Here is a 9,129-nt window from a genome sequence, read left to right as displayed (position 1 = left end):
AGCGTGTTTATAAAATTGTGGCTGGACGTTAAGCATTCGACTTTAAATCGCTATTTTGCTTTTGTGGTTAATTGAGACTGATGTTTTTCAAATGCCACAACTTCATAAACACAAAAACGTTAGCCGCACTCTTTTAAACAACGCCATTGACCGATAATTCATATAAAATTTGTTTGGTCAGATTAATCTTAACATTGAAGAAGCAATTTCCTCCATCTTTAACATGTATAATTTCACTTTTCCATTTTTCACTTCCCCAGGTACTACAAAAGCAATTTACCCACACTTCCTTTTCTCCTTTTTCATTTACAATTGGAAAATATTGTCTTTTATATCTTTTCAATTCACTTATAAAGTTGTGTTGCTTTAATTCATAATCGGGATGCTTTTTAATCATACTGTCAAACTTGTTTCTTTGCTCAACATTATATTCTGAAATAGCCGTTTGAAGCATTTTCTCAATTTTCATTATTTCGGTAGTGGACAGGCTCGTGGCATTTGCCTTTTGAAATACCCAGTGATCGGAAGTGTCATAGGGAAGAATAGTATAGATACTTGTGTCTACATAAACTTGCGTTGATATGGAAGTAAGTGGATTTCCTTCTTTTTCATTGGGTTCGCCACAGTGCTGTAAGAGCGAACAAAGAAATACAATTACAAACGGAACTTTCAATTTCATAAAGTATATGATGCAATGTCACGATGTATCCACAAGTTGCGGCTAACCGTATGTCTTCGACTACGGATTTTTAAATGAGAAGCCGGACTGCGTCCGGAATTCCAAGACCCTGCTATCCGTATGTCTTCGACTACGGATTTTAAATGAATAGCCAGACTGCGTCCGGAATTCCAGGACATTAGTTTTTCCAACTACCAGACGCAGTCTGGGTTATCATTTGCCTCCGTAGTTGTCCTGCGGAACACTACGGAGAGCCGGGGAGAACGGTGGGACTGAGTCCAAGCTATTTTATAACACCCTGCAACGGCGTGAGATGGTTTACAAGATGCCCGAGCGGCTGACCTTGATTAAAATATCGTATTTACCCTTATAGGCATATCTTTGTTCACTTATAGTCGGCTGTACAGTTGCCGCTTCTGAAAGCACAACATGGAAGAACGGGAAGAAATACGCTGTAGCCATGAATAAATAATTCACTAACCTTAAATTTAATTGTATGTCGAAAAAAACAGCGCACCCTAAGAAGAATAAGCCTACTAAAAAGAAAAGCTCAGCACAGAGGAAACCGGGTAGAAAGAAATAAGTACGGTAAGGTCAAAACGCAGAGAGCCCGGTTCACAGCACCGGGCTTCTTTTTTACGTGGTAGTTGGTGTTTTAGTTGAATACTTCCAGCACCAGGTTTTCCTCACCAGCTATCTGTATATTTCGACTCCGGATTTTCGATGAAAAGCCGGACGGTGTCCGAGATTCAAAGAAACTTAGCTGGAACGCAGAGTATATGCTGCTGTTAGGCGTTCAATCGGCAGCAGACCGCCTTTTCCATAAGAATAATCTCTTGCATTGCTTAATAAATACTCCTCCGCCTTTTCTACTATGCCAGCTTTTACCGGGTTGTTGTGCATGTAGTTCAATTTATCTAACGTAAAATCAATTGCAATTGAATAGCATGATTATCCTGTTGCCAGAATTGATATTCCTTATTCCTGCTGTTCTTTTCCCCTGCTTTTTTAAAGATCCATAACATCCAGTTCTTCCTGCTTTCCTGTTTGTTATTTTCAATTGCTGTTATTACCTCCTTTGAAGTAAACTTTTTAAAGTTTCTGAGAATATCGGAAAGATTACCATTTGGTGCACTTATAATTAGGTGCAAGTGATTAGTCATAATCCACCATCCATGTAGTTTTAGTCCTTTATTGTTAATGCAATAAAAAATGCTTTGTATTACAATATCTGAATATGTTCTTCGTGTAAAAACATCTACCCATTCAACAACAGCAAATGTTATAAAGTGGACTGCATGTTGGTCTCTTATTTTGTATCCGTCATCTTTCATTTGCTTCGAGGCGTTTGTATCAAAATGCAAAATTCTCTGTTAAGCCAAACACTGGTTTTTTAAATACCAGACGCAGTCTGGGTTTTCATTTGCCTCCGTAGCTGTCCTGCGGAACACTACGGAGAGCTGGGGAGAGCTGGGTTATATAACCATGCGACGGCACGGCTTCAAGGAAGACCAGCAAGGGCCGGAAAACTTACAGTTGCACGTGATAGTCGTGTCCGTAGCCGAAAATTCTTTTTTTCTTTTTGGGCTTTGTCGGTGCAGCAGGGTTTACTACCAAAACATCAGGTTTTTTGATAAGCTCAGATTTTAAGGTAATATGAGGCCGTAGGGGAGGTCGATATTTTTTGATTGATGGATGCTTTTCGCCTGTAGCAGGTTCTATGGCAAGATCGACCTGCTTGTAACTTTTAATGTCTTTGAGATCTTTACTTTCGTTCAGTGGTTCAGGCGTTGGCAGGTCTATTGGAATTTCAGGCTTAACAGGTTTTTTATGTTTGCTATCCGGCTTACGTGGCTTAGCGGGATCAACCGGCTTATTCACATCATCCGCCTTATGCGGACCAATTGACTTTTTTACATCACCTGGGTTAGGGGGATCAGCGGGCTTATTCACACCACCCCCGTTTGCGGGACCGACCGGCTCCTTCACAACAGCAACATTATTGTTATCCTTACCCTTTGTCCGGTTCACGACGTTAGGCGGAAAAGGCGGTTTTACAGGGGGAACGCTGTCTTTAGGCTGAACAGCAACTTTTACAGAATCACCAGGTTGTCCAACCGCACCAGGGTCAGTGCTGTGTAATAGAATATTCTTTGCTTCGAGTTTGCGGTTTTCGTCTTGCAATTGCTTATTTAATTTTATCGCAACTTCATTCTCAGCAATAAGAATGTTATTATCCTTTTTCAGGCTATCATTCATTGCCAGTGCCTTCGCAGCTTGATACGCACCTGCACCCCACATACAGAGCCCTATAAAACAGCAGGCAATTATAATGGCAAAACCGATTTTCCTGACTTTCCTGTTAAACCTTGCTTTTATCCTTTCTTCCCTTTCTTTCTGAATTAAATGACGAAAAAGGTCATTTGTCAATTCAATCTCATCATCTTCACTCCTTAAAAAGTAATTAGTTTTTAACTGTTTGATACCTGGCTGAAGTTCACCAGAAATCGCTTTTTCTTTAAATCTTGTTCGATAACCTTTTTCTGACACCAGCCCATCTTCTATAAATACCTTAAGAGTATCTTCCATTGCTATAGGAGGGTCGTTTTTCTTTCTGCTTCTTTTTTCCGGTGTAGTCTCTTCTATTTTTTTAATAGCCTCTATCAAGGCAGTATGGTAAATATTCTCGAGGAAAAAACTTTGCTTAGATTCTTTGAGTAAATCTTCCGTTATTATTGGGGCTTTCTTTTCTACACGTTTTTCTTCAACCAATTTACAAATCTGGCTAAGCAGCGATGGCTCTACTTTCATATCTGAGATGCTATTTGATGCTATTGCCGGTAACTTAGCCTTCTTATTTGTTTCCACCTCTTTAGTGGCAAATTCAAGAATTGTCTTTACGACGTTATCTCCTGTTGCGTTTGGCCATAAATTTTCGACAACCTCTGTGGCCTGCCTTTCATCAAATTGAATTAACCTACATCTGGCATGCCTTGCTGAAGGAATATGGTAGGTGGCCGTGAGGGTTTCTAATTCTCCAAGAAAATCTTCACGAATTGAAAGTACCACTTTTGCTTTTTGCCTAATGCTCCTGGTATCTATTACCTTCTCACCGTTAGCAATCTCAATACTTACCTTTTCAGGTATGTTATTTTCAACCAAGTCAGACAGTTCTGTCAAAAAACTTTCAAGCTTAAATTTATTATTCAGTCCTGTTTCTATAGCTTCTTCAAATTGATCAAATATGAGAATAGGTGTAAATAAATTCCACAGCAACTCTCTTTGAAAATATTCCCACAGCGTTATATCGCTATCATTAGGGTAAAAGTCTACATCATATGCTCTCGCTTTAATAGCCTTTTCAATTTCTATTTTCACTTGCGTCACGAGGTCCGGATCTTTCTCAAAAAATTTAAATCGAATTATTATTGGAAAATATTTTTCCTTACTTAACCGTGGGATAACACCCGCTTTTAATAGAGACGTTTTTCCCGTTCCTGATTTTCCTGACAGGACAGTAATGGGATTTGCATTAACGAGGTTATACAACTGCTCGCTTTCGCTTTTTCTCCCGTGAAAAAAATTTACATCTTTTTCATTATAGGCGTCTAAACCCTTAAATTTACTGCCGGTCGTTGTTGTATCCATTTTAATTAATATGCTTTTGCAGCGATTTTATTAAGAGCCTGTTCAATCAGGTTTAAACAATTTTGGTCAGGTTTCCCATCTAAAACAGGAGTGATGGTATAGGTGTCGCTGGCAAAATTCTTTTTAATAGTAGGGTGCGCAAAATCGGTATCTTTTGAAATGTTAATTGGAAAAAGGTAAGGAAGATTAGCATCCATTTTATCCCGGTTTACAATACGTGCCTGGTACCATTCATCCATCACGTAGGAAGATGGATTGCTTAACGAATTGTTGGATATTAACGGGATGAAAAGGTCGCACGACTTTATTTGAGAAGTAATTTCTTTAGGGTAGTCTGAGCCGGGAGCTAAAAATTTGCTGTCTATCCAGCATTCGACATTATCAATTTTTGAGAGGGTTTCAACAAGTGTATCAGCAGCAGTTTTATCTTGGTGTGAGTAGCTAATAAAAATATGTTGTTTTGTAGGGTTTTTTTCTTGCCATTGTCGTGCGAGTTCTTTTACAAATTCATCAGTTCCCTTTTCATATATCAATGCTTTATTTTTTTTAAAGAATTCAAATTTCTCTTGCTGCAGAGAAAATTCATCATTAACTAAAATAGGTTGTTCTGTATTCCAGGTATCCAGAGCTTTGTTAGATGTTATCCGGATAAAAAACCTGTTGAACCAGTCCGGATGTGTACAGCCGAGAAAGACAATTTTTTTTCGCTCTAATTGATTAAGCAGTTCGGGCTGCCAATTAATCATTTTTTCTTTAAACAAGATGGTAGTTTCCAGCATATCCTCTTCTGAAATAGCAGACGGAGGATGCTCGCATGAGCCAAAAATATTTAGTTGTTTATTTCTTGTGATTTTTCCGGTGTCGGTACCGAAATTTTTATTTCTTTTAAAGTCTATGATTGTTAAAGTGCCCGGATGAGCCTTTTCGATGATCGCCTGCAAGATGCTGCCATAAACTGTGGTATTGACGTAAAAATCAAAGCCAGAAATGCCGATTAACTTTTGAATAAGAGGAAATGTAATCTCAGATTTTTGTAGTCTTTCAATCATGTTTCCAACGATTTCTTCAACTGCTTTTTCGATATCATCAAAAGTATAGGCAGTAGTTTTCTTTATTAAAGAAATGGTCTCTAATATTGTTAATAGCTGACTTTGTGATAGGTCAACCTGTTTAAGAAGGGTGTGGGAAATATAAGAGTCTACAGTAGCTTTTTCATTCGTTCCTACCTCTTCAAACTTGTACATTTCATTTCCTATAATAGGTATTGCATTCCCTTCTTTTATTGTTGCTACCAGCTTGTCCCATTCAAGTTCTTTTTTTACTGCATTTAGCGGCATATATATTTAAGCTATTAATTGTTGTTTTGATTGATAGTGAAATTTAATTCTTTAAATTCACTAATGCTATAGTTGGCCAATTTTTGTTATTTCTCCAGTTATCGAAGGGATACTTGTTTTGGCCGTTGCAAACGTTGGCACCTACAACAATTACTTTTTTTCGCCTTTGTTAGCGTTCTTTATTAATAACTCCTCACGGATTGTAGTGAGTTAAGAAAGACTATTTGCTTGCTTTAAGATAAAAAGAAGCAGAGCTGAATCACTTTTGGGGTAGCAGTAATTTGTATTTATGAGAGGCGTAATGATAAGAGCTTCCAGTCAAGAATTGAGGCTTTGAAGAATTGCGGATACTGATTGAAAGTTATTTCTGACATTACAGACAATGTAAAAAACTTAAGTCGTTAGTGCAAGAGTTGACGATGAAAGGTGTAAATAATCGTAGGCATTAGCGATAACGATTCCAAAATGCTCGGTCTTATTTCATCGGTTATCATGCCCACGCTACTATGGCAGGTGATAACAGCTGCAAAGGCACCGCTGCAAGGAACACCCGCAACGGCAGAAAACAAAGAACAGGTGCATTCGTTTTTCAAATACCACACACAGCATGGATTATCATTTACCGTAGTTGTCCTGCGGAACACTACGGAGAACCAGCTATCCGTATATCTTCGACTACGGATTTTTAAATGAGAAGCCGGACTGCGTCCGGAATTCCAGGACATTGGTTTTCCAAATACCAGACGCAGTCTGGGTTATCAATTGCCTCCGTAGTTGTCCTGCCGAACAGTACGGAGAGCCGGGGATTTGCAGCCAGCTTTCGTAATATTTACCTTTATCATTATTAGATTCATATTGAGGAATGGCATTCATTTCCCAAGCCATCATTTCTTTTTCCTCAGCTGACTTTCGGTTACTCTTGTACTTATTGCTGCCATTTTTTTGCCTATCCTTTCTTCTGCCGTTTTGTAATATCCTCTTGGCGGTTCGTGCTTCTTGCCAGGTGTGGGTGCAACTTGATCACGCTAAGGTAAGTCCACACAATAAAAAGTATTTGTAATGGAATTCTAAACCATAGGTAAATAGGTCCATTTCCGTCTAGTTTGCCATTTTGATAATCAATGTGGTGGATAGCGGCATTTACATTTGCAGGCAGTAATAAGACAAAGAGAAGTATCAATGTCCAGCCTGCCCATACCCTCACGGTCTGTACTAATAAACCTACTGCAGCTATAATTTCAAAAATGCCTGTCAGGTAAATGACCAATGTCTTGAAAGGTATAAAATGTGGTAGCATCATTGTCATTCCTTTTGTAAACGTGAAATGTGCAATTGCTGTAAATACTAACATTACCGCCATAGCAATTCTTCCCGACAAAGGGTAATCATATGTTTTGGTGAATATTTTCGTTAGAATCAAACTGATTGAAAACGCTGCGAGTAATACAAATAAGGTTGCCATTTTTGTCTTTTAAAATGATACGAATAGATTAGGTTTTAGGTGTTGTTCGTTAGATTCTTGTAATGGTATATTTTGAATAGCTCTGGTATGACCGCTTACTCTTGTGTGCGGACATATAGGTATCTTAATCTCTGAACGCTTCCTTCCGCCCCATCAATTTGCCTATCGGCGGTGCTATCTAATACGATGCTTCAAGATGCATTTTCCGGGAGGCTCTTTTTTCAATATCAATAAACAGCAAATAGGCAATCATTATTACAATAAAAACGACTGTTGCCTTAATGCAATCGCCATAGCTTGCTATTGTGTATCCTGAAACAAATGCAAAGATTACATCAATAGTAAAAGCGGCAAAAACCCACTCCCTTAACCTACGAAACATAGGAACCAAAAACACTGCAGAGCCAATAAGTTTAGCAACTCCAAGCATAGTAATAAAATACGGAGGATAACCCATTCTTATTGTTTTAGGGTAAGTTGCGGGATGTTTGGTTAACTCCATATATCCACTCAGGATAAAAAAAGCACTGATCAAAACAGTGATTGTCCAAAACATAATTTTTTTATTTTTTAAGGCGATTCTTTCTGGTAACATGATTATTTATTTAATTTGTTAGAATGTAAAACTCGCCTGCATTCCAAGTAGAACAATTACCAAATGGTAAAATATTATAAGCTAGCTTTAATTCTGCTTAAGGATTGTTCTGTAATGCCCAGGTAGGAAGCGACGATTTTATTAGATACGTTTAAGATCATATCGGGGCTGTTTAAAAGCAGGTTTTGATATCTCTCTTTGCCATTCAAGCAGATCAGTGTTTCTACCCTTGTTGCATAGATTAGTGCTATTTTTTCTAAAGCCAGCATGTATCCTTTTCTAAACCCTTGGCTGCTGTTAACAAGAAAATTAAACTTCTCCTTTGTAAAAGTCAGCAACTCCGAATCCTCGATAGCTTCAATATACTCGTGAATGGGTAGGTCGTTTAGAAAGTTGATAGCCCAGCAATAGGATTTTGCAAAAGCAATATTCCGAGTATACTCGTCGCCGTTTTTATCTAAATAATATGTTCGTATACAGCCTTTATTGACAAAGTACAATTCTTTAGCCTTGGAATCGGCATGTTTTATAATAGTATTCTTATTAACTGCTTTGATAGAAATACTTTTAATAATCATCTCTATTTCCCATTGTTCAAACCTAACAATGGATTGAAGGAGATTAATATAATTGACTAATGCCGTATCCATGAATTCTTTTGAAGTAAAATTATTTAGTAGGTTTTTAAAATTCTATGTAACTGTCTGGCTGTTTTAAAGCCACATTGTGAAGCTATATATTCAATAGTGTACTCCGGATTATTCAGCATTGTGTTTGCATATTCCTTGCGCAGTAGAGTATGGTATTCTAATATTGTAGATCCTGTCTTCTCTTTGAAAACCCTGCTAAGATTGCGGGAGCTCATACCTACAAGGGAGGCAAGATCATCGATATTGTTTTCTTTAGAAAGGTTATCAATAAGGAAATCCTGTACTTCATGTACCTGCGGGTTTATATGATTTCTATAGTCTAAATAAATGCTTTGCTGATTATGTTTGCCGCTCCTTCTATGATACACCACAAGCCCCCTTGCCACCTTATGAGTAAAAAGGGGACCTTTTAAATCTTCCAGGATTGCTAAAGCCAGATCAATACCAGCACTAATTCCGGCGCTGGTATAAACATTATTACTCTTTATAAACAAAATGTCTGATACCACCTTCGCGGATGGAAATTGCAATTGCAGTTCCTTTACTCTTCTCCAGTGAGTTGTGCATTCAGTGTCCTTTAATAGACCGGCATGACCTAAGGCAAAGGCTCCTGTGCAAATTGAACAAACGTTTATTTTTTTCTCTGAACATTCTTTTAACCAATTAAAAAATTGCCGTTCTGCCCTGAAAGGAATGCTATTGACATAATTATTATCCATCCCCGGTACAAACACGTAATCTCCTTCCTTTAAAGTTGC

9 protein-coding genes are annotated in these 9,129 nt (G+C 38.0%); all 9 read right to left on the bottom strand.

Translation table 11 applies throughout. From position 1 onward, the window contains the following. Window positions 1-133 precede the first annotated feature (133 nt). Window positions 134-679 (bottom strand): hypothetical protein, encoded by a 546-nt coding sequence (locus JWR87_RS00045; RefSeq protein ID WP_297814375.1) that lies wholly within the window; start codon window positions 677-679, stop codon window positions 134-136. Window positions 680-1,438: 759 nt separating this feature from the next. Next, complete coding sequence (locus tag JWR87_RS00040; RefSeq protein ID WP_297814371.1) at window positions 1,439-1,582, bottom strand: hypothetical protein; 144 nt, start codon at window positions 1,580-1,582, stop codon at window positions 1,439-1,441. Between the two features lie 14 nt (window positions 1,583-1,596). Then, on the bottom strand, window positions 1,597-2,013 hold the full coding sequence (locus JWR87_RS00035; RefSeq protein ID WP_297814368.1) for a transposase: 417 nt from the start codon (window positions 2,011-2,013) through the stop codon (window positions 1,597-1,599). Window positions 2,014-2,209: 196 nt separating this feature from the next. After that, window positions 2,210-4,327 carry a hypothetical protein gene (locus JWR87_RS00030; protein WP_297814365.1) on the bottom strand — a complete coding sequence of 706 codons (2,118 nt, stop codon included), beginning with the start codon at window positions 4,325-4,327 and terminating at the stop codon, window positions 2,210-2,212. Window positions 4,328-4,332: 5 nt separating this feature from the next. Then, a complete protein-coding gene (locus JWR87_RS00025) occupies window positions 4,333-5,664 on the bottom strand; it encodes a toll/interleukin-1 receptor domain-containing protein (protein ID WP_297814363.1) in 1,332 nt (443 codons plus the stop codon). A gap of 946 nt (window positions 5,665-6,610) precedes the next feature. After that, window positions 6,611-7,126, bottom strand: coding sequence for a hypothetical protein (locus JWR87_RS00020; RefSeq protein WP_297814361.1), 516 nt, complete (start codon window positions 7,124-7,126; stop codon window positions 6,611-6,613). Between the two features lie 178 nt (window positions 7,127-7,304). After that, window positions 7,305-7,682: a DoxX family protein gene (locus JWR87_RS00015; RefSeq protein ID WP_297814359.1), complete on the bottom strand. Its 378-nt coding sequence runs from the start codon at window positions 7,680-7,682 to the stop codon at window positions 7,305-7,307. Between the two features lie 113 nt (window positions 7,683-7,795). Then, entirely contained in the window at window positions 7,796-8,371 is a 576-nt protein-coding gene (locus JWR87_RS00010; RefSeq protein WP_297814356.1) for a Crp/Fnr family transcriptional regulator, read from the bottom strand. A 23-nt stretch (window positions 8,372-8,394) separates the two neighbouring features. Beyond that, window positions 8,395-9,129 (bottom strand): AraC family transcriptional regulator (locus JWR87_RS00005; protein WP_297814353.1); only part of this gene is annotated, 735 nt, incomplete at its 5' end.

This window comes from Segetibacter sp. (genome assembly GCF_025963695.1).
Taxonomy (GTDB): domain Bacteria; phylum Bacteroidota; class Bacteroidia; order Chitinophagales; family Chitinophagaceae; genus Segetibacter.
The sequence above is the reverse complement of the archived record's forward strand: the minus strand, read 5'-3'. Positions and strand labels throughout refer to the sequence as shown.

What these genes read in the sequence shown, in the direction of transcription:
- JWR87_RS00010 (WP_297814356.1), bottom strand. Translation starts at nt 8,371, where the DNA reads ATGGATACGGCATTAGTCAATTATATTAATCTCCTTCAATCCATTGTT.
- JWR87_RS00025 (WP_297814363.1), bottom strand. Translation starts at nt 5,664, where the DNA reads ATGCCGCTAAATGCAGTAAAAAAAGAACTTGAATGGGACAAGCTGGTA.
- JWR87_RS00040 (WP_297814371.1), bottom strand. Translation starts at nt 1,582, where the DNA reads ATGCACAACAACCCGGTAAAAGCTGGCATAGTAGAAAAGGCGGAGGAG.
- JWR87_RS00035 (WP_297814368.1), bottom strand. Translation starts at nt 2,013, where the DNA reads ATGAAAGATGACGGATACAAAATAAGAGACCAACATGCAGTCCACTTT.
- JWR87_RS00020 (WP_297814361.1), bottom strand. Translation starts at nt 7,126, where the DNA reads ATGGCAACCTTATTTGTATTACTCGCAGCGTTTTCAATCAGTTTGATT.
- JWR87_RS00030 (WP_297814365.1), bottom strand. Translation starts at nt 4,327, where the DNA reads ATGGATACAACAACGACCGGCAGTAAATTTAAGGGTTTAGACGCCTAT.
- JWR87_RS00015 (WP_297814359.1), bottom strand. Translation starts at nt 7,682, where the DNA reads ATGTTTTGGACAATCACTGTTTTGATCAGTGCTTTTTTTATCCTGAGT.
- JWR87_RS00045 (WP_297814375.1), bottom strand. Translation starts at nt 679, where the DNA reads ATGAAATTGAAAGTTCCGTTTGTAATTGTATTTCTTTGTTCGCTCTTA.